This window comes from Vibrio sp. ECSMB14106, assembly GCF_000972265.1.
Lineage (GTDB): Bacteria > Pseudomonadota > Gammaproteobacteria > Enterobacterales > Vibrionaceae > Vibrio > Vibrio kanaloae.
Genome location: NZ_LAUM01000006.1, coordinates 82,276 through 105,956, shown reverse-complemented (window position 1 = coordinate 105,956; position 23,681 = coordinate 82,276). Strand labels below are relative to the sequence as shown.

Below are 23,681 nucleotides of genomic sequence, written 5' to 3'. Positions count from 1 at the left end.
AGGTCAGTGCTATCTTTTATAGTGTCGGTTTATCGCCTGCACTTAATCCAACCAACAGTGGAAATATACAGATGGGCAAAGGTACTCTTTACATCGTATCTGCACCTAGTGGCGCAGGTAAGTCGAGCTTGATCTCAGCAATGCTAGAAACCAATCCAACCTACGCAATGAAGGTATCTGTTTCACACACCACTCGCGGTATGCGCCCTGGTGAAGAGAATGGTGTTCACTACCACTTTGTAGAAAAACATCACTTCGAAGACCTTATTGGTAAAGGTGAGTTCCTAGAGTACGCTGAAGTGTTCGGCAACTACTACGGTACTTCACGCGTTTGGATTGAAGAAAACCTAGACCGCGGTATCGATGTATTTCTAGATATCGACTGGCAAGGTGCTCGTCAGATCCGTAAACAAATGCCTCAAGCAAAGAGTGTTTTCATTCTTCCACCATCAAATGGTGAACTTGAGCGTCGTTTGAATGTTCGCGGTCAAGACAGCAACGACGTTATTGCGAAACGCATGAGCGAAGCAAAATCAGAAATTTCTCACTATGCAGAATACGATTATGTGATCGTGAATGATGACTTTGATGCAGCCCTAATGGACTTCAGAGCTATCATTCGTGCGGAACGTTTAAAACAAGATAAGCAAGCAGCAAAATACAGCGGCATGCTTACTGCTTTATTAGCGGAATAATCTATAACTGGATTTTCCACTGAGATAAGTATACGGTAAGCTAGTAAGTCTCTAGTTAAACTTGTATACTTTCTCGTCATTAAAAATTTATTAGTTAATTACTATTTGGAGTCCTCATGGCACGCGTAACTGTTCAAGACGCTGTTGAAAAAGTTGGCAACCGTTTCGACCTAGTTCTTATTGCGGCTCGCCGCGCACGTCAAATGCAAACTGGCGGCAAAGATTCACTAGTGCCTGAAGAAAACGATAAGCCAACGGTTATCGCCCTTCGCGAAATCGAAGAAAGCCTTATCACTAAAGACGTACTAGATGCTCGTGAGCGTCAAGAGCAACAAGAGCAAGAAGCGGCTGAACTTGCAGCAGTAAGCAGCATCGCTCACACTCGTTAGCTCGCAGTCGTTAGCTCACAGCCGCTAAAAGCGTCATTCGAACTAATTAACCTTCCGGGCCTTTAATTTGTATCTATTCGATAGCCTCAAAGACGTTGCCCAAGAATACCTAACAGAGCCTCAAGTTGAGGCTCTGCGTCAATCTTATGTGGTAGCGAGAAACGCCCATGAAGGGCAAACCCGTTCAACGGGTGAACCATACATTATCCACCCTGTAGCAGTTTCAAGAATTCTGGCAGAAATGCGTCTGGATATCGAAACTCTGCAAGCCGCCCTACTCCATGATGTAATTGAAGATACTGAAGTTACAAAAGAGGAGCTAGAAGCTCAATTCGGCAATACCGTTGCTGAATTGGTTGATGGTGTATCTAAGCTGGATAAGCTTAAATTTCGTGATCGCAAAGAAGCGCAAGCAGAGAACTTTCGCAAAATGGTTCTCGCTATGGTGCAAGACATCCGCGTTATCTTGATCAAATTAGCTGACCGCACGCACAACATGCGCACGCTTGGGGCTCTTCGTCCTGACAAAAAGCGTCGTATTGCCCGTGAAACCCTAGAGATCTATTCTCCGCTAGCTCATCGTCTTGGTATTCATAACATCAAGACCGAACTGGAAGAGTTGGGCTTCGAAGCCCTCTACCCTAACCGTTATCGTGTACTTAAAAACGTAGTGAAAGCTGCACGTGGTAACCGTAAGGAAATGATCCAACGTATCCATAACGAAATTGAAGGCCGTCTTGAAGAAGTCGGGTTACCAGCGCGTGTACTTGGTCGCGAAAAAAATCTGTTCTCTATCTACAACAAGATGAAAACCAAAGAACAGCGCTTCCATACCATTATGGACATTTACGCTTTTCGCGTCGTAGTTGATACCCCAGATACTTGTTATCGCGCACTTGGTCAGGCTCACAGCCTATACAAACCACGCCCTGGCCGCATGAAAGATTACATTGCGGTACCAAAAGCCAACGGCTACCAATCTCTGCATACATCAATGATCGGCCCTCACGGGGTGCCCGTTGAGGTACAAATCCGTACTGAAGATATGGATCAAATGGCAGACAAAGGTGTCGCTGCACACTGGTCTTACAAAGGCAATGGTTCGCGCAGCAGCAACGGGACAACCGCACAGGTTAAAGCACAACGTTGGATGCAGAGCTTACTTGAGCTTCAACAAAGCGCAGGTAACTCATTCGAATTTATTGAAAACGTTAAATCTGATCTGTTCCCAGATGAGATCTTCGTGTTCACGCCGAAAGGTCGCATTGTCGAACTTCCTGCAGGTGCAACCGCGGTCGATTTTGCTTACGCGGTCCATACCGATGTCGGCAACATGTGCGTGGGGGCTCGTGTAGACATGAACCCTTATCCACTCAGCAAGTCGCTGAAGAATGGTCAAACGATTGAGATCATCAGTGCTCCGGGCGCTCGCCCAAATGCAGCATGGCTCAACTACGTAGTGACCTCACGCGCTCGTACTAAGATCCGTCAGGTTCTAAAAACGATGCGCCGCGAAGAGTCGATTACGCTAGGTCGTCGTTTACTTAATCACGCACTTGGCGAGCGTTCTATTGCCGATATCGGCCAAGAGAATATTGACCATGTATTGTCTGATCTTCGTCTAACCAACATTGAAGACTTACTGACATCAATTGGTCTCGGTGAGTTGATGAGTATCGTGATTGCTCGCCGTCTACTCGGTGATGCTGACGAACTGACTGAAATGGAAAACAACAGCAACAAACCTAGGAAGAAATTACCTATCCGTGGGGCTGAAGGTCTATTGCTGACATTCGCTAAATGTTGTCACCCGATTCCAGATGATCACATCATCGCCCATGTCTCTCCAGGCCGTGGTCTTGTGGTCCATCGTGAAACGTGTCCAAACGTTCGTGGTTACCAGAAAGAACCAGATAAATACATGGCGGTTGAATGGTCTGATGATTATGATCAAGAGTTCATCGCTGAACTTAAGGTTGATCTACAGAACCACCAAGGTGCGCTGGCTGAGTTAACGAATGTTGTCTCAAAAACAGGATCTAACATTCACGCGATTTCAACTGAAGAACGTGATGGACGCTTGTACACTGTGACAATCTTGCTGACCACTAAAGATCGTGTTCACCTGGCAAGTATTATGAAGAAGCTACGTGTGATGCCACACGCGCTGAAAGTAAGACGTCGTAAGAACTGATCAAAATAAAGATGAGGGATTCGAGATGGCGAGATGCGAAGAGCATAAAAATTCGTGACTCACCATCTTGGCTCCACATCTGTTTTAATCCCTTCGCATCCCATTAACTCGCACCCCGTATCTGCTCTTATTCCCTCGAATCTCGTTTACTCACATCCCGTATCTGCTTCTAAGCTTTATCCTGTACAAAAATCCAGTAAAATGCTTGAATAGATCATCTCTCTTACGTATATGAGCCTTGTTATGTCACAGCTTTTATCTGCTATCCCTCTCAACTCTTTATCTGGAGTCGGCGCTAAAGTCACAGAGAAACTGGAAAAGGTTGGGCTTAACAACGTACAAGATCTGCTGTTTCACCTCCCTTTACGCTATGAAGATAGAACACGTATCTATCCCATCGTAAAACTGCACGCTGGCCTTTGGGCGGCAGTGCAAGGCAAGGTGATGCACGTTGATACTATTTTCGGTAAACGTAAGATGCTGACGGTAAAGATCAGCGATGGCAACGGTACGATTACTCTGCGCTTTTTTAACTTCACTGCCGGTATGAAAAATAACTTTGCCGAAGGAAAACAAGTGCATGCTTATGGTGAGATCAAGCGCGGCAATATGGGACTGGAGATCGTCCACCCGGATTACAAATTCTTTGCCCCAAGGCAGCAGCCTGACGTTGAAGCTAACTTAACTCCGGTATACCCAACCACCGAAGGGCTAAGACAAGTCACACTGCGCAATCTGACTGACCAAGCGTTAGAGCTGATCGACAAGGCCGCGGTGAATGAACTTTTGCCTTCCGGTTTATACGATCACCAAATTACCCTCGCCCAAGCACTGCACACAATTCACAGGCCACCTCCAGGGATTGACCTAGAGCAGTTTGATGAAGGTAAGCACCCTGCTCAGCTGCGCCTAATTATGGAAGAGCTACTGGCTCAAAACCTATCGATGCTATCGGTTCGCAGTAAAGGACAGCAAGACAAAGCGATACCCTTTCTTCCAGTACATACACTCAAAGACAAGCTATTAGCTCAGCTACCGTTTTCGCCAACCAATGCTCAAGCACGAGTAACCAAAGAGATCGAAGCTGACCTTGAAAAACCGCACCCTATGATGCGCTTAGTACAGGGTGATGTTGGCTCAGGTAAAACCTTGGTTGCTGCACTGGCAGCGGTTCGAGCATTAGAGCATGGCCAACAAGTGGCGCTGATGGCACCCACCGAACTCTTGGCAGAACAGCACGCGATCAACTTCGCCAACTGGTTTGAAGCGATGGGCATTCAAGTCGGCTGGCTGGCTGGCAAACTCAAAGGCAAAGCCCGTGAAACCGAGCTAGCGCGCATTGCCAATGGAGAAGCGCAAATGGTGGTTGGTACTCATGCGCTATTCCAAGAGCATGTCGAGTTCAAAAACCTTGGCTTGGTGATCATTGATGAGCAACACCGATTTGGTGTCCACCAGCGATTAGAACTGCGTGAGAAAGGCGCAAAACAAGGTTATTACCCACATCAATTGGTGATGACCGCCACCCCGATTCCAAGAACGTTAGCCATGACAGCGTATGCCGATCTCGAAACTTCGATTATTGATGAATTGCCACCGGGTCGAACACCGATTCAAACCGTGGCGATTCCTGACACCAAACGGGATGATATTGTCGAACGCGTACGTTATGCGTGTCTCAATGAGGGCAAGCAGGCCTATTGGGTGTGTACGCTCATTGATGAATCGGAAGTCCTAGAAGCGCAAGCCGCGGCTGATACTGCAGAAGAGCTGCAACGCAAACTGCCAGACGTAAAAATTGGTTTGGTGCATGGACGGATGAAGCCAGCCGAGAAGCAAGCAGTGATGCAGGAGTTCAAAGAGAACAAACTGCACCTATTGGTTGCGACAACCGTGATTGAAGTGGGTGTAGATGTGCCAAATTCGAGCTTAATGATCATCGAAAACCCAGAGCGTCTTGGCCTAGCACAACTCCACCAGCTTCGTGGCCGTGTCGGCCGAGGTTCGGTCGCGAGCCACTGTGTATTGCTGTACCACTCACCACTGTCTAAAACTGCTCAGAAGCGCTTAGGTGTGCTTCGTGAAAGTAACGATGGTTTTGTGATTGCGCAGCGTGACTTAGAGATTCGAGGACCCGGTGAACTGCTTGGTACCAAACAGACGGGCTTAGCCGACTTCAAGATTGCTGACTTGGTACGAGACCAGCGACTGATTCCTGAAGTGCAGCGTATTGCGCGTCATATTCACGATAGCTACCCAGAGAATGCCAAGGCGATCATCAACCGTTGGTTGGGCGAGCGTGATGTGTATTCTAAGGCTTAATGAACAAAGCAACTTTAATCTAAAACGTCAAAAGGCTTCCCTCAAGGAAGCCTTTTTCGTACTAGTCCGTTCAACTCTAAGGTTTTACAGGGAAACTGATCTGCGCTTTCAAACCACCTTCACTACGATTGTTAACCACCACTGCGCCTTGGTGCTGGCTGACAATACGTTTGACAATAGCCAAGCCTAAGCCTGTCCCTTCACTGCCACGCGCCGTATCACCGCGCGTGAACGGTTCAAACAGCTTACCGACTTGGTCTTGCGGAATACCCGGACCATTATCCTCCACCGTTACCCAAGCAAGCTTATTGTCGGCTGTCATTCCCGTTGATACTTTGACCCAACCATTACCATAACGCAGCGCGTTGACCACCAAGTTGCTCACCGCACGCTTCATTTCAATCGGGTTCCCTAAGGCGGGTTTCATTGATTCTGAAATATCAGTTTCAATCTGTACCTCGTACCCACCCTCAGAGCTAGAAACTTCTCGAGCAATATCATCGACAAACACCGCTTGGAATGAATCTCGATCAACAGGCTTTAGGTAATCCATAAACTGGCTGATGATCTCATTACACTCTTCGGTATCACTGATGATCCCTTCCGCTAAATAGCCATCTTCTGGCGACATCATCTCAGTCGCTAATCGGATTCGCGTTAATGGAGTACGTAAGTCATGGCTGATACCTGCCATCAGCAGCGCTCGATCTTCTTCCAACTCTTGAATACCTTTCGACATTTGATTAAAGGCTCGAGTGACGGAACGAATCTCTTGTGCACCTTGAACTGGCAATGGTGGGGGAATCTCACCTCGCCCGACACCTTGAGCCGCTTTCTCCAAGGTAATTAATGGTCGGTTTTGTAATCGAATAAACAACCAACCACCCGCGACAATCAACATCGCCATGATCAAGCTATTACGAAAAAGAGGGGCAAAGTCTTCCTCTTGCAACTCTGATAGCGGAATACGAATCAAAGAATTAGGTAGCTGCGCAATGTCCATCCACAACACGTAACTCTCTTTGCCTAACATCAGCCGCACTTCCGTCTCAGAGCCGAGTTCTTTGGTCATCTCCTCGCTCATCAGATCAATCGCCACCGCATGGTAATACTCATCCGCCGCTCCGCTGTCCTTGGCATGAACGGTGACTCCTAGCTGTTCAAGCACACGCTGACGTAGCGGTGCATCAATCTCGATATCCATGTCACTGTCTTGATCCAACACTAGGTTTAACTCATGAGCCAAGATCTTATTAAACTGCTGCAAACTCGGCATCAAAGCATAGTTAAATACGGCGTAGTAAGAAAAAACTTGGCTGGCAACCAGCAAAGTTAACAAGAGCACTATCGACTGAGTAAAGGAGCTACGTATACGCATAGAAGGCCTAAAGTTAGAGGTGATAAAGGGACATAATGGAAACTATAACTGTAAACCACTGTGCTGAATAGAAAACGGGCCACCACATATCAATGAGGTGGCCCGTAAATAATAAACTCTGAATCACAGAACCGGTAAAGCCGCTTTTGATCTTATAACGCGAGATTACACCGCTTTACCTTCTGGAACGAAGACATAACCTAGGCCCCACACGGTTTGGATATAACGGGGTTTACTTGGGTCTTCTTCAACAAGGCGGCGCAAACGTGAAATCTGAACATCAATAGAACGTTCCATCGCTGCATATTCACGGCCACGTGCCATGTTCATTAGCTTATCGCGAGACATTGGCTCACGAGCGTTGGTCACAAGTGACTTCAACACAGCAAATTCACCGGAAGTCAGTGGCATTGGCTCATCACCACGGAACATTTCACGCGTACCTAAGTTCAGGCGGAACTCACCAAATTCAACCACAGACTCTTCCGTGCTTGGTGCGCCCGGCGCTTCAATCACTTGGCGGCGCATTACCGCTTTAATGCGAGCCAAAAGCTCACGCGGGTTAAATGGTTTCGGCAGGTAGTCATCGGCCCCCACTTCCAAACCCACAATACGGTCGACCTCATCACCCTTTGCTGTCAGCATTAAAATAGGTAGTGAGTTATTTGCGTTGCGTAGACGACGACAGATCGAGAGGCCATCTTCGCCCGGCATCATTAAATCCAATACCATCAAGTGAAAATTTTCACGGGTTAACAGGCGGTCCATCTGCTCACTGTTTGCCACGCTACGCACTTGAAAGCCCTGCTCAGACAGATAGCGTTCCAACAATGCACGTAAGCGAGCATCGTCATCGACCACTAAAATTTTGTAGTTTTCTTGCATGTAATGGTTCCACCTATTAAAGCTCAAACCGTAGGTTAAGCATTTTTGGTAAATTGTATAAGACATTAAAAATGTAACATTCTTGGAGAAAAAGTCGCCTAAAGAATTGTTAACGTATGTTGCCTTTCTATATATTCTATCTTAGAACATCATTTCATTAAGTCCGATTTATGAAAACCAAACTTATCACCCGAGAAGGTTATAACAAGCTCAAAGCAGAACATGACCATTTATGGCACGAAAAACGTCCAGAAATAACAAAAATAGTCACTTGGGCTGCAAGCCTTGGAGATCGCTCGGAAAACGCAGATTACACGTTCAATAAGCGTTTGCTTCGTCAGATTGATCGTCGAGTGCGTTTCTTACGCAAATTCCTACCTGATGTCACTATCGTGGATTACTCTCCGCAGCAAGAAGGTAAGGTATTTTTCGGTGCTTGGGTCGAAATTGAGAATGAAGATGGGGACATTAAGAAGTTTCGAATTGTCGGTCCCGAAGAGATCTACGGCGATGCTAAAGGTTATATCTCTATCGACTCGCCAATGGCGAGAGCTCTACTCAAGAAAGAAGTGGATGATGAGTTTACGGTAACCACACCGGAAGGCGACAAAGAGTGGTTCATTAACTCGATTCACTACACAAACGACGCGTAGAGTTTATTGTTTATACCTTGGTTTATAGGCTTATGGCTTAGCGTGACTAACCGACCAGCACACTCAAGACAGACAAACCCAAACGCCAGATAAAAGAAAACCCCGCAAGGCTTTCGCCTCGCGGGGTTAAATCTCTATCGCAGCAATCCGGCTACTGTTTATCTCTTCGAGATAAGGTGCTCCCTGCATCTTTCCTTGATAGTGGCTAAATCCTTTAACCAATTTCCTTTTTGTTCATCGCCATCCTAGCGGTGTCCATTCTAGCCTGTCATCCTGACTGGCGAATCTCATCCAGAGATTATCACTTCCTTGCTGACCACTCATCCTAAGTAATCAAATCTTCATCCTGAAGATACCTAGTCCATTAGGCTTTTTCCTGTTCCTGCCAACTCCCTGTCGACAAATTAAATATTACGGTAATTGAGCGAGTTTCCTAGATAGTCGCAAAAAACATTTCAGGTGGGAAATACGCCCACAAACACACAGTTAAATAAAATCAGTAACTTAAGTTGATTTTGAGACGGCATCATCGGTTTAAAGCGACTTAGTCTCACATCACTTGTAAGAGATCTCGCACAAAGCAGGTATCACAAACGGAAATTCGACTTCTGACAGGATAATTACACAACCAAAGCTAGAAAAAGCGTACGCTCACCCCCATGTATTTGTCATGATATTAAATAAGAGATTCATCGGATGAGCCAAGCTATCTGTCGACTGATCGCTGAAGAACTGAATGTCCGTTCTGAGCAAGTCACTGCCGCAGTAAACCTAATTGACGACGGTAACACCGTTCCCTTTATTGCCCGCTACCGTAAAGAAGTGACGGGTGGCTTAGACGATACCCAACTACGTAACCTTGATAGCCGCCTTTCATACCTTCGCGAACTTGATGATCGTCGCCAAACGATTCTTAAGTCGATTCAAGACCAAGGTAAACTCACGCCAGAGTTAGAGCGTGATATCACTCAAGCCGACAGCAAGACGCGCCTAGAAGACCTGTACCTACCGTACAAACCAAAGCGTCGCACTAAAGGTCAGATCGCCATTGAAGCAGGCTTAGAGCCACTCGCCGATACGTTATGGAATGAACCACAGCACGATCCGGAAACCGAAGCGGCTAACTTCATCAGCAGCGATAAAGGTATTGCCGATACCAAAGCGGCACTCGATGGCGCACGTGCGATCATCATGGAGCGCATTGCTGAAGACGCCAACCTACTTGAGAAGATTCGCCAACACCTCACACGCAACTCGGAGCTAGTGGCGCGTGTTGTGGCAGGCAAAGAACAAGAAGGCGAGAAGTTCAAAGACTACTTCGAACACAACGAAAAGCTCAGCAAAGTGCCATCTCACCGTGCGCTTGCGATGTTACGTGGCCGCAATGAAGGCTTCCTAACGCTGGCGATGAATGCAGACCCAGAGCAAGAAGAAGGTGTTCGTGCTTCATACTGCGAGAACATCATTTCTGATCACTACGGCATTACCCTAAGCAGCGCACCTGCGGATGCATGGCGTAAGCAAGTGATCAGCTGGGCATGGCGCATCAAGGTTTCTATGCACATGGAAACTGAATTGATGGGCGCGATGAAAGAGCGTGCAGAGATCGAAGCGATTGAAGTGTTCGCAACTAACCTTAAAGACTTGCTGATGGCAGCGCCGGCTGGCCCTCGTGCAACTTTAGGCTTAGATCCGGGTTTACGTACTGGTTCGAAAATCGCGGTGGTGGATTCAACTGGTAAAGTTCTGGCGACAGAAACCATTTACCCTCACCCGCCACAAAAGCAATACGACAAATCCGCACACGTTGTTGAGCAGATGATTCGTCAATTCAATGTTGACCTAGTTGCGATTGGTAATGGTACCGCTTCACGCGAAACCGACAGTTTTGTGGCTGATGTGATTAAACGCGGCAACCTAAAAGCGCAAAAAATCATTGTTAGCGAAGCGGGTGCATCGGTGTACTCAGCGTCTGAGTTAGCAGCAAAAGAATTCCCGAACATGGATGTATCGATTCGTGGCGCGGTGTCTATTGCTCGTCGTCTACAAGATCCACTGGCAGAGCTGGTGAAGATTGACCCTAAATCGATCGGTGTGGGCCAATACCAGCATGACGTTAGCCAAACCATGCTCGCTAAACGCCTAGATGCGATTGTCGAAGACTGTGTAAACGCCGTAGGTGTTGATGTGAATACCGCGTCTGCTGCGCTGCTGACTCGCGTTGCCGGCCTTTCTAACACCATCGCACAGAACATCGTGGATTTCCGTGATGAGAATGGTCGCTTTGAAGCGCGTACTACGCTGAAAAAAGTGGCTCGTTTGGGGCCAAAAGCCTTTGAACAGTGTGCCGGCTTCTTACGTATCATGGATGGCAAGAACCCGCTGGATGCTTCATCGGTTCACCCAGAAGCTTATCCAGTGGTGAAAACAATCGCTGAGAAAAACCACAAAGACATCAAGTCTCTGGTGGGCAATACAGATTTCCTACGAGGTTTACATGCGATTGATTACACCAACGAAAGCTTTGGTGTACCAACCGTAACCGACATCATTAAAGAGTTGGATAAACCGGGACGCGACCCTCGCCCTGAGTTCAAAACAGCAACCTTCGCTGATGGCGTAAATAGTGTTTCAGATCTAGAGCCAGGCATGATTCTAGAAGGTGTGGTTTCAAACGTGGCCAACTTTGGTGCCTTCGTTGATATTGGCGTTCACCAAGATGGCTTAGTGCATATATCTGCGCTCACCGATCGCTTTGTCTCTGACCCACGAGAAGTGGTTAAAGCCGGTGACATCGTCAAGGTGAAGGTGATGGAAGTGGATGTTCAGCGTAAGCGTATTGCGCTAAGCATGCGTATGAAAGATGAACCAGGCCAAGACAATAGAGCTCAACGTTCAAGTACACCTCGCACGCAAAACCGCCCGAATCAAAATTCACAAGGTGGACAGCGTCGTCGTGAGGAACCGCAACAAAACGCAGCGATGGGCGGTGCTTTCGCTGCTGCCTTTGCTAAAGCGAAGAAATAAGTTGCGCTAAAGCGAATAGCCAGCGACTAACAAGTCAGTTTTCATCTTCAACAAAACTGACGTGCTAAAACAGAAAACCTGCACCCCTAAGGGTATGCAGGTTTTTTATTATGTGTTCAAAAAAGACATCAAAGCTGAACTGTATTCTACGTATTTTATACTCAAAATAATTGGAGTTGCTGCGAGGCAACAAGTATGAAGAGTATAATCACAATACAACCAACACTTCCGATGGAGCATGAGGCGCAACAGCATGACCATAATGATATTTTATGACCTTACGTCGTTTCTCCATCTGTCCCTCCTGAATCGCCGCACCTAAAACATGCTTTGGCAGGCGGAAACGCATGGTATAGCCTTTGCCTTGGTCTGCACTGTATGTTCTCAGTGCCAATAGGCTGAATAACCGCTCAAAAGGATCTTGAGGTTCTTCATGGCTAATCGAATTGGCCTCTGACTCGTTTTCCATGTCATAACCTGGATGGTCTGAAGGATCCCAAGCCGACTGCTGCCTTCGCTTATCGTCCGGTTTTACCTTTCGTTCTGCATTGGTTTTGGCCAATGCTACTGCGGGAGCGACGGGTACTCGAACTCTATTATCACGCGCAACTTGCTCTGTTTGCACATTAACGGATGGGGCAATTAGTGGCACACTCACTGCAGTTGCAGGTGACACAATCATCGCGAACTCTCCTCAAGAATCGCCCATCGCTATTGCTAGTTTGCCGCGAGCATCATCTTCAACAACTCAACGCTCACAAACATAGCCCCTCTAGTTCAAATCCATACCGCGAATACAACCACGTTGGCCTAATTCATATGAACTACTCTAGGGGTAGTCTATATATCGACCAAGTTATTTATTAATTTAGCAGTTATTTTTGAGCGAAGCTGACCAGTTCACTACAAAAGGCATCCGCTTCTGTCATAAATGGTGCATGCGAAGACTGAGTAAAGATGTATTGCTCGGTATGAGGCAAGGCTGTGCCCAGGTCTTTGGCGACCTTGATTGGCACCAATCCATCTAATCGACCGTATAAGCGCAACATAGGCACTGAAATCTCAGGTAACTGGTCACGGAGATCCACATCCGACAACATTTTCAAACCAGCTAACAACGACTTAGGGTTAGGTAGTGGACGGGACAACACCGCTTGCTTGAGCTGTTTTACATCTTGCCTTGCTGAAGGGCTCCCCATGGCTTGCAATGCCATAAAGCGTTCGATAGTAGTTTGAAAGTCTTCAACTAACTGCTCGGTAAACGCCGTTAATACGTTGGGTTGAATACCTCGCCATAGTACTGGTTCTTTTGCAGCAGAAAATTTAGGAGAACTCGCAACCGTCACTAGTTTGCTTACGTAATCAGAGTGATGCAAGGCCATATGTGTCGCGACCAAACCACCGAGCGACCAACCAACCCAAATAGCTTGTTTCGGTGCGTCGACCATCAGTTGGTGAGAAATTTCTTCAAGGTTTTGAGCATGGCAATGCGCGCTGTGTCCATACCCCGGCAAATCCACAACGTGAACTCGGAAATTAGCCTCTAAAGCATCAACGGTTTGCTGCCATACCGCCCCATTCATTCCCCAACCGTGAACCAAGACCAAATCCGTTCCTTGCCCGGATACATGCCAATACAACGCGTCACTCATTCTCAATATTCCCTACTTTTTCCATCAGCAATAACCTGCACTTTTCACTATGGTGAGTAAAAGGAACACCATAACCCAAAGCATCACAAGCTATGTTATCCGATTGGCTACAAAAACACACACCGCATCTGGTCACATCACAATGCCATATGTGCAAGCTAGAAAAGCTCCTCAGCGATACTCATCCTCGATGGTGCCAAACTTGCCTCGATCTCTTTTGCCAACAGCCACGCTGCCAGCAATGTGGCTTGAAAACCTTAACTAACGTCGAGCAATGTGGTCAATGTCTATCGAATCCACCACCTTGGCATCGTCTCTATTGTGTGGGTGACTACGTCTTTCCAACAGCACACTATATCCAACAGATGAAATACGCCGATAAGTTCTGGTTCGCTCGCGATCTATCAAAATTGTTAGCGCCACGTATTCAGCACCCAGCGCCATTGATCACTAGTGTGCCTCTACATTGGGGGCGGTATATTCATAGGGGCTTTAATCAGAGCCAGTTATTAGCCCATTACACAGCCCAGGAACTGAACGTTAAAAGTGCAGTTTTATTTCGTCGATCTCGTTCGACGGTTTCGCAGCAAGGATTAACCAAATCCGCAAGGCAGATCAATCTAAAAAACGCTTTCACGCTGCGCAATATGAATTTTTCAACGAACAATTATTCTCACATCGCGATAATTGATGATGTTGTAACCACAGGCAGTACTGTGTATCAATTATGCCAATTACTACTTGAAGTGGGCGTTAAAAGGATTGATATTTACTGCATCTGCCGCACTCCTGAGCCCTCTGGATAAAAGCTGTGGATCGCTACTTGTACAGCAATCCAACAAAAAAGGGCTGAATTACAAATCTGACAGGGGTAGAATGGCGCTAATAACCTACAAATCTACTCAGGTATTCGTCGTGTCAAATATTACTATTACAGAAACAGCTCAAACTCACTTTGCCAATCTGCTGTCACAGCAGCCTGAAGGTACAAACATTCGTGTGTTCGTGGTAAACCCAGGCACACAAAACGCTGAGTGTGGTGTTTCTTACTGCCCAACAGATGCTATCGAAGCGTCTGACACTAAACTGTCTTTCGACGCTTTCTCTGCGTACGTAGATGAGCTAAGCCTACCATTCCTAGACGAAGCTGAGATTGACTTCGTAACAGACAAAATGGGCTCTCAACTAACGCTTAAAGCGCCAAACGCGAAAATGCGTAAAGTATCAGATGATGCGTCTCTTACCGAGCGTGTTGAATACGCAATTCAAACACAAGTTAACCCGCAACTGGCTGGTCACGGTGGTCACGTTAGCTTGGTAGAAATCACTGAAGACGGTGCGGCTATTGTTGCATTCGGTGGCGGTTGTAACGGTTGTTCTATGGTTGATGTAACCCTAAAAGAAGGCATCGAGAAAGAACTTCTTCAACAATTTGAAGGTGAACTAACGGCAGTTCGTGACGCAACAGAACACGATCGTGGTGAGCACTCTTACTACTAATCACTGATTAGCGTTAGTAACGAATAAAAAGGTTGATGCACTAGCATCAACCTTTTTTGTTTTTTAAAGGTAGAGAACGCCTGTCTGTTGCCATTCAAAATACCACTTTCCAATCAACTCACTGAGCCGTAGAAGCCCGATTCCACTTTGATTTAAACAATAGCAGTGATCGCAATCGGTTCCTGTTCAATAATTCTAGGATATGAAAACTCGCCTCTAGGAACTCAGCGTCATTTCCCCTATATTAGAATGACTTTCTAAGAAAAATCCAATGAGTTAAGGAGTGGGCGCATGACAAAAAGGACCAAGCCGGAAATATTGGCTCAGCAAACTGTCGCTCAGTCAAAACTGTTCTCTATAGAGTCGCTCGATTTACGCTTTTCAAACGGTGAAGAGCGTACGTACGAACGCATGAAGCCCAGTGGCCGCAATGCCGTAATGATGGTTCCAATTACTGAACACGGCGATATTCTGTTAGTGCGTGAATACGCAGCAGGGACCGAACGCTATGAACTTGGCTTCCCTAAAGGACTCATTGATGCTGGTGAACAACCTGCTGACGCTGCCGTTCGAGAGCTGAAAGAAGAGATCGGCTATGGTGCCAACAGACTCACTCCACTCAAAGAGGTTATCCTCGCGCCCTCTTATTTCTCTAGCAAAATGACACTATTCATTGCAGAAGAACTATACCCAGAGAAACTCGAAGGGGATGAACCAGAGCCACTAGATGTCGTGCGATGGCCGCTCTCGCAAGCCGAAGAGCTGCTAACACACCTCGACTTCTGCGAGGCTCGATCTATTACTGCCCTACTATTAGCCCTTCGAGTCTTAAATAACAATTAGAACAAACGATCGCACTCGAAGACCAAACAAGCTCGATCGAAGAGTAAGAGAACATTTATGCCAATAACAAAAGATTTTTCTCACCTCCTTCCCTCTGTCATTGAGATTGCTCGTTCTGCTGGACAGCTCATCTTAGAGATATACGAGAAGAAAGATTACGAAGAGTTCACCAAAAGCGATGACACACCGGTCACCAGTGCCGACCTTGCAGCGCATAAACTGATCTCGAAAAAACTCAGTGAACTCACCCCTGATATTCCCGTGTTATCTGAAGAAGCTGCAGACATTAGCCTAGAGCAACGTTCTCAATGGGATCGCTACTGGTTGGTTGATCCACTAGATGGAACTCAGGAATTCATCGCAAGAAGTGGCGACTTCGCGACAATCATCGCCCTAATTGAGCATAATAAACCCGTCATGGGGGTCGTATATGCTCCTGTTTCCGGTGTGAGTTATTACGCTTACAGTGGCAAAGGGGCTTGGAAGATCCCAGACCTTAACGACAGCGTTAAAATCAAGACACATCGTCATGAACTGCCAAACCAATCCATCGCAATGGCAATCAGTCGCCGCCAAGATATCAATCGCATCACTAGCCGTATGAACTCTGCTTGGAATTATGATTTGGTTCCGCTAGGTTCAGCCGCGCTTAAAGCCTGCTTAGTCGCTGAAGGGGCGGTGGACTGTTATCTCAGACTTGGACCAACGGGCGAGTGGGATACCGCAGGGACACAATGCATTGTTGAAGAGGCTGGCGGTCGTATTTTGAGTACACAGTTAGAGCCGCTTTCTTACAATGAAAGAGAGACACTTGAGAACCCGAACTTCATCGTGCTTGGTGATGCAGACTTACCATGGCCCGAGATCTTACAAGGTAAAGACTAAATCGCGTCGTGTCATGACCATCTGATATTCAAATAAAATGGGCACCTCAGTGAGGTGCCCATTTTTTATATCTCGTTGTTTGATAACCAACGGATGCTAGTTCAGAAGTAGATACCTGGCTAAAAACGACCTTGGTAGGTAAATTGGTATTTCCCTTGGTTATCAGGGTTACCTAACCATTTAAGCTGGCTCTGCATCGTAGGCGGGAACTCAGCTCCCGGTTTAAACCATGCCGATGAGGTGTAGCTTTGATTCGGCGTTACGCTCGCAGAAAACTCGCTGTCCACTTGTGGGCTACTCTGTAGTCCCTTGGCTGAAATAGCGCTATCTTGACAGGTAATATCCGCTATCACAGGGCCTAGGTCTAACGAACCAACAGGGGAATCCACTGCCGCACCAGACCACGCTACTGTGCCTTCGCCCGATTGACACCAAGGCAGAGCATGAGCCGCGTGCTTGATCGTCAATTCAACTTGCCCACCAATCGAAACAGGCACTGGGATGGTTGGGGCATATTTCATCACGTTCATAGCAGGCATTGAAGCCACTAAGTTTTCCGCATATGCACCACTCATGCTATACCCAATATGCCCTTTACCTGACAAGTTCATGTCGCTGTTACGGCCAAAACGAACGGCTAGCTCCGCTTTAGCTTGGAATAATTTAGAGAACTGGAAATCCCACTGAACTGCTCCGTAATTGACTCGCTGCCACACAATATTGTTGGCGCGACCCTGCCAAACTGTACCTTCAACACCTTCGATGCTCAGACCGCGTACAGCAGGTGCATGCTTAAGAGCAAAAGATGCCGGTAAGTGCAGCAACAAGCTGACAGAGAAAAAGACAATAAAGGTGCCACTGAATAGCAGGCCATATTTAAGAGATAAACCGCGTTTCACATTAACCTCGTTTAAACTGTAGTCGGTTGACGTCAATAACCCCAGGGTTATCAGAGCGATCAATATCCATAAACTCAACCTCAACACCCTGTTTTTCTTTCAGGTATGTCAGCCAGTCAACGAACTTATTAAAAGGCACTGGTTTTACCCACACTTGCAGCATCTCGCCACGCGGTTGCACTCGAATCAACTCAATCTTAAAACGACGCATAGAAGCGGGCACAGATTGGTTCAAAGGCTGACTAGCACTAATGCCTGCACTGCCTCGTAACTCAACAACTTCATTGGCTTTATTGGTTACCCAAGCTAAGAGTTGTTTCTCACTTTGAATACGACTTTGCGCCAATTCAGCTCGCTGACTAAGTGGCTGTATTAATCCCCAATAAACGACACCCACCACCAATAAAATTGAACAACCAATGACCAGCCGTTGCTCTCTTTGACTTATTGAGGTCCACCACGCTTGGAGTGGTTCAATCATATTTCTCATCACTGATCTCCTTGCGCGGTTACTGTCGTGGTTTAAGAGTAAAGCTGCCAAATACGGCATCGCCATTACGATTTAATGGCCCTTGTTCCACAGCAAACTTCTCGTCGAGCTTCATTCTAGCGGTCTCAAAATGTTGGAAGTTCGAACTTTTAGCCTGTAGTCGAATTTCAGAACGGTTACCATCGTAGCGAACGCTTTCAACTTCGATTGACTTCACTTGACCTAGCGTTTCTGGCAATAAAGCTAACCACCCTAACAAGGAATCGTTAGTACCTGAGCCACCATATTTCTTAGCTTCGTCGCTCATCTGACGCTTAAGGTAGCTCACGGTCGGAATGCGTTGCTTGCCAGGTAGTACGGATCTAAAGATACGCTCACTCTCCATGCGGTAAGCTTGTGCTTGCGCTTCGTATTGCTGAACCTTCAACACTTGTTGAGTCACAATCACGGCCACCAGCAAACAAGCGGCAATCGCTACTTTTTGCCATACGCGCCAATATTTACTGAAGGAAGATTTGGTTTTAAAGGTGCCAGTCAGTAAATTCACACTGCTCATGATCGCTTGTTGGCTCAATAAAGACATCACCAATTCCGCAGGCTTCGCTTGCCACTTCACACCACTTTGTTGCTGAACGTCGTCGCTCGGCATCGCAGTGTAACTGAAGATAGTCGCTGGCTGCTCTTCGTCATCAACGACAACCCAGTCACTCTGCAAGAACATCGGGAGCCAGGCTTCACTGATCGATACCGCTTGATAGCTACCTTGGCGTAAAAGCCAATATTGATCAATCTGCAACGCACTGATGCCCTGCTCTTCCAAAGGTACCGCTAACGCATCCGGCAGCACTTTACGAAAGACAATACCGGCTTCGCGAAACTTATCTAAAGCTTGTTTCAACCATTTGCGTTCGACACCGCATACTGTGGCATGGGTGGCGTCTTTATGTAGAATGGTTAAATGTAAATCTTCGATATCTTGCGCCACTTCGTCTTCTAACAAAAACGGCAGCATAGAATCGAACTGGCGAGCTGCACCTTTCGGGATTTCAACGCGCTTTATCAAGCATTCGCTTCCCGGTAATAAAGCGATACAGCTGCGCTTTTCAGCGTAAGGCGTTAACTCATCAAGCTGTTCCCAGCTAGACAGTTCACCGCTTGCTATCACTTCTTGTTGGCTTGTCGACCAAACTAACCACTGCACAGGGCTTTGTGGTTCGCTACTCAGTCGAACGGTCAGAAACTCGCTCACTGATTCCTCCAAAACGACGGCGTACTACCGTCACTGTTTCTCGATTACTACTATAGAAAAGCGTTCGTATACGTACACGTGACTGCTCAACTAATACCTCTGCATCTAGCTCAAAATAGGCGCTATCTACAGTTAAATATCCTTTCGCTTTCTTGCTGACTTCAGCACTCACACCAACAATGGCAGGCTCTGCCATAAAAGCATCCACCGTATTCCAGCCATCAAATGGACGTTTGTCTAGCAGTTGCTTTGCATCCGACTCACTTAAGCTAGGAGCAAACATCGCTTCCAATAAAGGCGCTTGCTTTTCCGTGAGTGTGTTTACATTCAAGCGGAAATCATCGGTTGGTAAAGCGCAAACAAAGGGACGAATCTTATTCATCACCTCACCAGTAACCTGATAAACCGCTCGTAACTCGGATTCATCGGCCATTAAGCCATTAGCCGCCAAATAAGATGGCTTCATCGCCTCATAAGTACTGTCCTCTACGCCTACTGTAGAAGTGGTTCTGGTATCTGCATCGACAAACTCCCAGCTTGAGTTTGCGATCACCTCTGCCTGATAAGGTTCAATATCTTGGTTTTCCAACAAGGTTTGCCAAACCGTCACTAAATAGGGTGTTTGATTGCTTGAAGTCGCCGTTACCCCAGCCAAAGCATTGAGGTTAAAACACGCTTGGGCATCGACAATGCGACCCGATACTTGTCCATAATCCAATGGGTATACCTGTTCTTCTAATGCCCATGGCTGACTTAGATTCACGGTATCACTGTCTTTATAGCTTTGACTAATCCCGTCTTGTACTAGTGCTTCCACACCAATGCTATACCAATAGGCCTGTTGGTAATTTAACTGATTACCAACACGTTTGAATTGTGTAAACAAACGCTCCGACATGCTGCCCGCAATGGTGGCCATGATAGCCAAAAGCATCAGAATGATGATCAGTGCTACACCATTTTGTTTTCGTCCCATTGCAGAATTTATATTAGCAAGATCATGGGTGCGATTAGCCATTGTTCCCCTCACTATTTGAAGAGTCACTCGCGTCATTGACCTGATCTAGAGTACCACTTGGCGTGAGATAAACTCGCTCTATCTCATCGTAGTCTTTCAACGTCAGCTTGAGTCTCACCGCTTTCGGCAATGATTTATCGGTTTGCCACTCTTTGCCCCAGCGACTCCCATCATAAAACTCGATTTCAAAGCCTTCGACATCATCAAGCAGCGGAGTAATCACACCCTCTTGGCCTGCTGGGGTATCGGGGTATCGCCACCAGACACGCTCAAGTGTTTCTTCTTTGATGCGGTAGCCAACCTTCGTGACTTCTCCACGAGGAAACTGCTGCTGTGGGTTGTGCCAACCCAGGCGAGTAAATATGATGCCAACACCGTCGGAGTCCAATAAATACTCTTTCATTAATATCAGCTTAGATGATGCTTCTTCACCATTGGTACGAAATTTTCGCACCGCCATCTGACGAAAATCATTATCTAAAATGACTAAGCTACGTTGCAGTTGATTCAAACGAGCACTGCGTTCGATTGAGAGTTCGTTGCTTCGCTGCACCTGATTCACGACCTGATAAGCCGCCATGCTCAACGTGGCAAAGATAGCGATCGAGACCAACACTTCAATTAAGGTAAAGCCTCTCCCTTTTGAAGATAAACTTTGTTGGCGTGGCATAGGTTTATTTGCCAAGCTGCTATTACTTGATGAGCGGTTGTGAGTTAACGACACGCTTTTAATTAGCCCGATGCTTTTAGTTAACCACAGGCTCCTAGTTAACCACATGCCCCTAGTTGACCACATAGCTGCGCACCGTGACCACTGGAGAAGCTTGTTTACTGGTTGCCACACTCACATCAAACGCCTTTAATAAATCATCACTGGTATCAATTGGCGTCACTTTCCAGAACCACTCTCTTCCAGCCAACTCTTGTGTACCCTGCACTTTTTTTAGCTTCTCAGGGTGCAACATCACCAAAGCCATTTGATTATCAACGACCATAGCAGCAAAGGTTTTTTCTTCTAGGTAACTGAGGGTATTGATGTGCTGAGTGACAGCACGAATCACACTGATCGCCGCGGTCGCAAAGATAGCGAGCGCAACCAACACCTCAAGCAGCGTCATACCACGAGAACGATAAGGAGAATGGTTATTCCTCTTCATCTTCTTCCCCCGGTTCTAGCAATCGAATGACACCGTTGTCCAATACTCGAATACGCCAACCATCTTGTATGGTGTCTCCGGTATTTGGATAAAACGACAACACAAATGGCGTCATTTCAGCACTCGACAAGATGTAGATCTGTGGTGGTTTCGGTTTCTTTTCCTCTTCAAGATCAGCAAACATATCTTCATCAAACAAGCTTCCTGGATTGAACAACCGCTCATCGTCTTCCCATACGCCACCACCTAGAGTCAGTGACAATGCGAGTTCTTCCGGTAATTCCGTTGAAGAGGGGATCTTTTCGAATTCGACCTCCTGCCACCCTTCTGACTTTAGCGCCATCAGTACATAGGTCGATTTCTTTTCATCAACACGAACGCCAAAGTCTAATCCACTCAAGATAGCCTCTTCATTGAGCAATAGAACTCGCTGATAAAAACTTTGAGCGTATTTTTTGGCGACATCTTTACTATTGGTAGGAATGGTCGCGATCACCGCAACCGCCGTTAATGATAATAATACCAACACCAAAAGAATCTCAATTAAGGTGAAACCTGGCTGTGTTTGCTTAGTTTTCACCTTTAGACTCCATCTGTTTGCGTCCTACCATCAAATAACGGCATCAATCCCAATAACTTATCAACCAACAGGAACTTATCAAGCAACAATAAGCCGAAGCTTATTGAAAGTCTTGTATGTTCCAGTTACCAACATCGGCAGCAATACCTTCACCACCTTCTTGGCCATCAACACCTAGAGTAAAGATATCGATAGTGCCGTTATCACCTGGGCTTAGGTATTGGTACTCGTTACCCCATGGGTCGTTCGGCAGACGTTTGATGTAACCACCATCGCGGTAATTACGAGGCTCAGGGCTACTTGTTGGCTTAGAAACCAGTGCATCAAGCCCTTGATCCGTTGTTGGGTAAACGCTGTTATCCAGTTTGTACATATCCAGCGCGTTTTCTAGCGCTACAATGTCCGTGATGGCTTTCTGTTGGTCAGCCTTCTCTTTGTTACCCAGTAAGTTAGGGACAACAAAGCTCGCCAAAATACCAAGGATAACCACAACAACCATCACTTCTAATAAGGTAAAGCCTGACTGTTTCTTCATTTTAGTTTTCATTATTTTCTCCAAATTAAAGACAGCGAGTTGAAGGGAGTGATCGCCTTCATCTCGATCATCCAAAAACTAACGTTCTGTTCTATGAGTCGATTGTTGTTAACCGCTCATTAAATTATTCATTTCAAGCATCGGCATCAGAGTCGCCATCACAATGAACAGCACTAAGCCTGCCATCAACGCGATAAGAGCCGGGGTAAAAATGCCTAAGGCGATATTGACTGTCGACTCAAAGTTTTGATCTTGGGTGTCTGCTGCTCTGGTCAACATCTGTTCCAATTGGCCACTCTGCTCACCACTGGCGATCATATGCAACATCATAGGAGGGAATAGCTTAGTTTGGTCGAGCGCTTTACGTAGGCTAGCCCCTTCTCTAACACTATCCGATGCCTGTAATACTTGTTGTTTAACATGGTGATTCGACATCACGTCAACCGCGACCTTCATTCCTTCAAGGATTGGAATCGCACTCGAAGTACAGATAGAGAGTGTGCGTGCAAAGCGAGAGGTATTGATCCCTTTGGCTATTTTGCCGATCAGAGGAATGCTCAATAATTTGCGATCCCAACTCATGCGAGCAGCTGGCTTTTTCAGTGCGGTCTTAACCAAAACAATCACACCAATGGTCAACAACAGTAATTGGATTCCCCAATTCTGAATAAATTCACTCGATGCTAATAAAAATTGTGTCGATTGAGGCAGCTCTTGGCCCATTTGGATAATTGGCTCAACGATCTTAGGGACCACGGTTGCCAGTAGGAACGAAACAATCGTCACTGCAAATACCACCAGCACCACAGGGTAGATCATCGCTTGCAGCAGCTTAGATCGCATCTTTTGGCGATTTTCAGCGTAATCGGCTAATCGCTCCAATACCGCATCTAAGTGCCCCGATTTCTCACCAGCCGCAACCATAGCCCGGAATAGTTCATCGAAAATATGGGGATAATCAGACAGGCTGTCAGCGAGTGAGTAGCCTTCAGTTACCTTAGAGCGAACGGCCAACAGCATAGTTCGAATACGTGGCTTTTCCGATTGCTCGGCAACCGCTTTTAAGCACTCTTCGAGTGGCATACCCGATTGAACTAGCGTTGATATTTGGCGAGTAATCAAAGCCAAATCAGGCGTGCTAATGCCACGCTTAAAGCTGGTCGAGGGCTGACCACCTTTCGCAGTTTTAGCCTTGGCTTCAGTCATCTCAACCGGCATCAAGCCTTGTTCTTTCAAGCGTTGGCGAGCCTGACGAGCGTTATCAGCTTCGATAGAACCCTTTTTGCTCTTGCCTTTAGCATCCAGCGCTTTGTATTCAAATGCCGCCATA

The 23,681-nt window shown here is 46.6% G+C and carries 23 protein-coding genes; 10 read left to right on the top strand and 13 right to left on the bottom strand.

Annotated elements, in window-relative coordinates:
- Positions 1-71: 71 nt before the first annotated feature.
- The 4 genes from gmk to recG all read left to right on the top strand — a co-directional run bounded on the left by gmk (position 72) and on the right by recG (position 5,600).
- A complete protein-coding gene (gene gmk, locus WR49_RS06285; RefSeq protein ID WP_017055631.1) occupies positions 72-695 on the top strand; it encodes a guanylate kinase in 624 nt (207 codons plus the stop codon).
- A 116-nt stretch (positions 696-811) separates the two neighbouring features.
- Complete coding sequence (gene rpoZ / locus WR49_RS06280; RefSeq protein ID WP_017055630.1) at positions 812-1,084, top strand: DNA-directed RNA polymerase subunit omega; 273 nt, start codon at positions 812-814, stop codon at positions 1,082-1,084.
- A gap of 67 nt (positions 1,085-1,151) precedes the next feature.
- Positions 1,152-3,278 carry a bifunctional GTP diphosphokinase/guanosine-3',5'-bis pyrophosphate 3'-pyrophosphohydrolase gene (gene spoT / locus WR49_RS06275; RefSeq protein ID WP_017055629.1) on the top strand — a complete coding sequence of 709 codons (2,127 nt, stop codon included), beginning with the start codon at positions 1,152-1,154 and terminating at the stop codon, positions 3,276-3,278.
- A 243-nt stretch (positions 3,279-3,521) separates the two neighbouring features.
- The gene (gene recG, locus WR49_RS06270; RefSeq protein WP_046223431.1) at positions 3,522-5,600 is read left to right on the top strand and encodes an ATP-dependent DNA helicase RecG; all 2,079 of its coding nucleotides are present in this window, start codon (positions 3,522-3,524) and stop codon (positions 5,598-5,600) included.
- 76 nt (positions 5,601-5,676) lie between these two features.
- Here recG and envZ read toward each other — a convergent pair whose 3' ends face one another.
- On the bottom strand, positions 5,677-6,978 hold the full coding sequence (gene envZ / locus WR49_RS06265) for a two-component system sensor histidine kinase EnvZ (RefSeq protein ID WP_017055627.1): 1,302 nt from the start codon (positions 6,976-6,978) through the stop codon (positions 5,677-5,679).
- A 165-nt stretch (positions 6,979-7,143) separates the two neighbouring features.
- A complete protein-coding gene (gene ompR / locus WR49_RS06260) occupies positions 7,144-7,863 on the bottom strand; it encodes an osmolarity response regulator transcription factor OmpR (protein ID WP_046223430.1) in 720 nt (239 codons plus the stop codon).
- A gap of 170 nt (positions 7,864-8,033) precedes the next feature.
- On the opposite strand from ompR, the gene greB reads away from it, so the two are divergent.
- Positions 8,034-8,516 carry a transcription elongation factor GreB gene (gene greB, locus WR49_RS06255; protein ID WP_046223429.1) on the top strand — a complete coding sequence of 161 codons (483 nt, stop codon included), beginning with the start codon at positions 8,034-8,036 and terminating at the stop codon, positions 8,514-8,516.
- 696 nt (positions 8,517-9,212) lie between these two features.
- Positions 9,213-11,543, top strand: coding sequence for a Tex family protein (locus WR49_RS06250; protein ID WP_046223428.1), 2,331 nt, complete (start codon positions 9,213-9,215; stop codon positions 11,541-11,543).
- Between the two features lie 208 nt (positions 11,544-11,751).
- On the opposite strand, the gene WR49_RS06245 is transcribed toward WR49_RS06250, so the two are convergent.
- Entirely contained in the window at positions 11,752-12,225 is a 474-nt protein-coding gene (locus WR49_RS06245; protein WP_017055619.1) for a hypothetical protein, read from the bottom strand.
- Positions 12,226-12,418: 193 nt separating this feature from the next.
- Entirely contained in the window at positions 12,419-13,195 is a 777-nt protein-coding gene (gene bioH / locus WR49_RS06240) for a pimeloyl-ACP methyl ester esterase BioH (protein ID WP_046223427.1), read from the bottom strand.
- 92 nt (positions 13,196-13,287) lie between these two features.
- On the opposite strand from bioH, the gene WR49_RS21745 reads away from it, so the two are divergent.
- From WR49_RS21745 to cysQ, 4 genes are all read left to right on the top strand, one after another.
- Positions 13,288-14,001, top strand: a complete 714-nt coding sequence (locus WR49_RS21745) for a ComF family protein (protein WP_197078521.1) — start codon at positions 13,288-13,290, stop codon at positions 13,999-14,001.
- A 109-nt stretch (positions 14,002-14,110) separates the two neighbouring features.
- Entirely contained in the window at positions 14,111-14,695 is a 585-nt protein-coding gene (gene nfuA / locus WR49_RS06235; protein WP_029626881.1) for a Fe-S biogenesis protein NfuA, read from the top strand.
- Positions 14,696-14,986: 291 nt separating this feature from the next.
- The gene (gene nudE / locus WR49_RS06230) at positions 14,987-15,538 is read left to right on the top strand and encodes an ADP compounds hydrolase NudE (protein WP_017055616.1); all 552 of its coding nucleotides are present in this window, start codon (positions 14,987-14,989) and stop codon (positions 15,536-15,538) included.
- A 57-nt stretch (positions 15,539-15,595) separates the two neighbouring features.
- Entirely contained in the window at positions 15,596-16,423 is an 828-nt protein-coding gene (gene cysQ, locus WR49_RS06225) for a 3'(2'),5'-bisphosphate nucleotidase CysQ (protein WP_046223426.1), read from the top strand.
- Between the two features lie 119 nt (positions 16,424-16,542).
- On the opposite strand, the gene WR49_RS06220 is transcribed toward cysQ, so the two are convergent.
- From WR49_RS06220 to gspF, 9 genes are all read right to left on the bottom strand, one after another.
- On the bottom strand, positions 16,543-17,322 hold the full coding sequence (locus WR49_RS06220; protein ID WP_017055614.1) for a type II secretion system protein N: 780 nt from the start codon (positions 17,320-17,322) through the stop codon (positions 16,543-16,545).
- Position 17,323: 1 nt separating this feature from the next.
- Positions 17,324-17,812, bottom strand: coding sequence for a type II secretion system protein M (locus WR49_RS06215; protein WP_017055613.1), 489 nt, complete (start codon positions 17,810-17,812; stop codon positions 17,324-17,326).
- Between the two features lie 19 nt (positions 17,813-17,831).
- Positions 17,832-19,061, bottom strand: coding sequence for a type II secretion system protein GspL (gene gspL / locus WR49_RS06210; RefSeq protein ID WP_046223425.1), 1,230 nt, complete (start codon positions 19,059-19,061; stop codon positions 17,832-17,834).
- Positions 19,030-20,079 (bottom strand): type II secretion system minor pseudopilin GspK, encoded by a 1,050-nt coding sequence (gspK, locus tag WR49_RS06205; RefSeq protein WP_046223424.1) that lies wholly within the window; start codon positions 20,077-20,079, stop codon positions 19,030-19,032. Before gspK ends, gspL begins: the two co-directional genes overlap by 32 nt.
- Entirely contained in the window at positions 20,072-20,857 is a 786-nt protein-coding gene (gspJ, locus tag WR49_RS06200; protein WP_046223503.1) for a type II secretion system minor pseudopilin GspJ, read from the bottom strand. Before gspJ ends, gspK begins: the two co-directional genes overlap by 8 nt.
- 4 nt (positions 20,858-20,861) lie before the next feature.
- Positions 20,862-21,236, bottom strand: a complete 375-nt coding sequence (gspI, locus tag WR49_RS06195; protein ID WP_046223423.1) for a type II secretion system minor pseudopilin GspI — start codon at positions 21,234-21,236, stop codon at positions 20,862-20,864.
- Positions 21,223-21,816 carry a prepilin-type N-terminal cleavage/methylation domain-containing protein gene (locus tag WR49_RS06190; protein WP_046223422.1) on the bottom strand — a complete coding sequence of 198 codons (594 nt, stop codon included), beginning with the start codon at positions 21,814-21,816 and terminating at the stop codon, positions 21,223-21,225. The genes gspI and WR49_RS06190 overlap by 14 nt, the downstream gene beginning before the upstream one ends.
- 100 nt (positions 21,817-21,916) lie before the next feature.
- Positions 21,917-22,363, bottom strand: a complete 447-nt coding sequence (gene gspG / locus WR49_RS06185) for a type II secretion system major pseudopilin GspG (protein WP_017055607.1) — start codon at positions 22,361-22,363, stop codon at positions 21,917-21,919.
- A 96-nt stretch (positions 22,364-22,459) separates the two neighbouring features.
- The gene (gene gspF / locus WR49_RS06180; protein ID WP_017055606.1) at positions 22,460-23,680 is read right to left on the bottom strand and encodes a type II secretion system inner membrane protein GspF; all 1,221 of its coding nucleotides are present in this window, start codon (positions 23,678-23,680) and stop codon (positions 22,460-22,462) included.
- Position 23,681 lies beyond the last annotated feature (1 nt).

Bases quoted from the DNA above. Each gene is read 5' to 3' on its own strand.
- gspF (WP_017055606.1), bottom strand. From the start codon at position 23,680: ATGGCGGCATTTGAATACAAAGCGCTGGATGCTAAAGGCAAGAGCAAA.
- nudE (WP_017055616.1), top strand. From the start codon at position 14,987: ATGACAAAAAGGACCAAGCCGGAAATATTGGCTCAGCAAACTGTCGCT.
- gspG (WP_017055607.1), bottom strand. From the start codon at position 22,363: ATGAAAACTAAAATGAAGAAACAGTCAGGCTTTACCTTATTAGAAGTG.
- gspJ (WP_046223503.1), bottom strand. From the start codon at position 20,857: ATGTGGTTAACTAGGAGCCTGTGGTTAACTAAAAGCATCGGGCTAATT.
- rpoZ (WP_017055630.1), top strand. From the start codon at position 812: ATGGCACGCGTAACTGTTCAAGACGCTGTTGAAAAAGTTGGCAACCGT.
- ompR (WP_046223430.1), bottom strand. From the start codon at position 7,863: ATGCAAGAAAACTACAAAATTTTAGTGGTCGATGACGATGCTCGCTTA.
- bioH (WP_046223427.1), bottom strand. From the start codon at position 13,195: ATGAGTGACGCGTTGTATTGGCATGTATCCGGGCAAGGAACGGATTTG.
- envZ (WP_017055627.1), bottom strand. From the start codon at position 6,978: ATGCGTATACGTAGCTCCTTTACTCAGTCGATAGTGCTCTTGTTAACT.
- gmk (WP_017055631.1), top strand. From the start codon at position 72: ATGGGCAAAGGTACTCTTTACATCGTATCTGCACCTAGTGGCGCAGGT.
- gspI (WP_046223423.1), bottom strand. From the start codon at position 21,236: ATGAAGAGGAATAACCATTCTCCTTATCGTTCTCGTGGTATGACGCTG.
- WR49_RS06245 (WP_017055619.1), bottom strand. From the start codon at position 12,225: ATGATTGTGTCACCTGCAACTGCAGTGAGTGTGCCACTAATTGCCCCA.
- WR49_RS21745 (WP_197078521.1), top strand. From the start codon at position 13,288: ATGTTATCCGATTGGCTACAAAAACACACACCGCATCTGGTCACATCA.
- gspK (WP_046223424.1), bottom strand. From the start codon at position 20,079: ATGGCTAATCGCACCCATGATCTTGCTAATATAAATTCTGCAATGGGA.
- WR49_RS06215 (WP_017055613.1), bottom strand. From the start codon at position 17,812: ATGAGAAATATGATTGAACCACTCCAAGCGTGGTGGACCTCAATAAGT.
- recG (WP_046223431.1), top strand. From the start codon at position 3,522: ATGTCACAGCTTTTATCTGCTATCCCTCTCAACTCTTTATCTGGAGTC.
- cysQ (WP_046223426.1), top strand. From the start codon at position 15,596: ATGCCAATAACAAAAGATTTTTCTCACCTCCTTCCCTCTGTCATTGAG.
- greB (WP_046223429.1), top strand. From the start codon at position 8,034: ATGAAAACCAAACTTATCACCCGAGAAGGTTATAACAAGCTCAAAGCA.
- WR49_RS06250 (WP_046223428.1), top strand. From the start codon at position 9,213: ATGAGCCAAGCTATCTGTCGACTGATCGCTGAAGAACTGAATGTCCGT.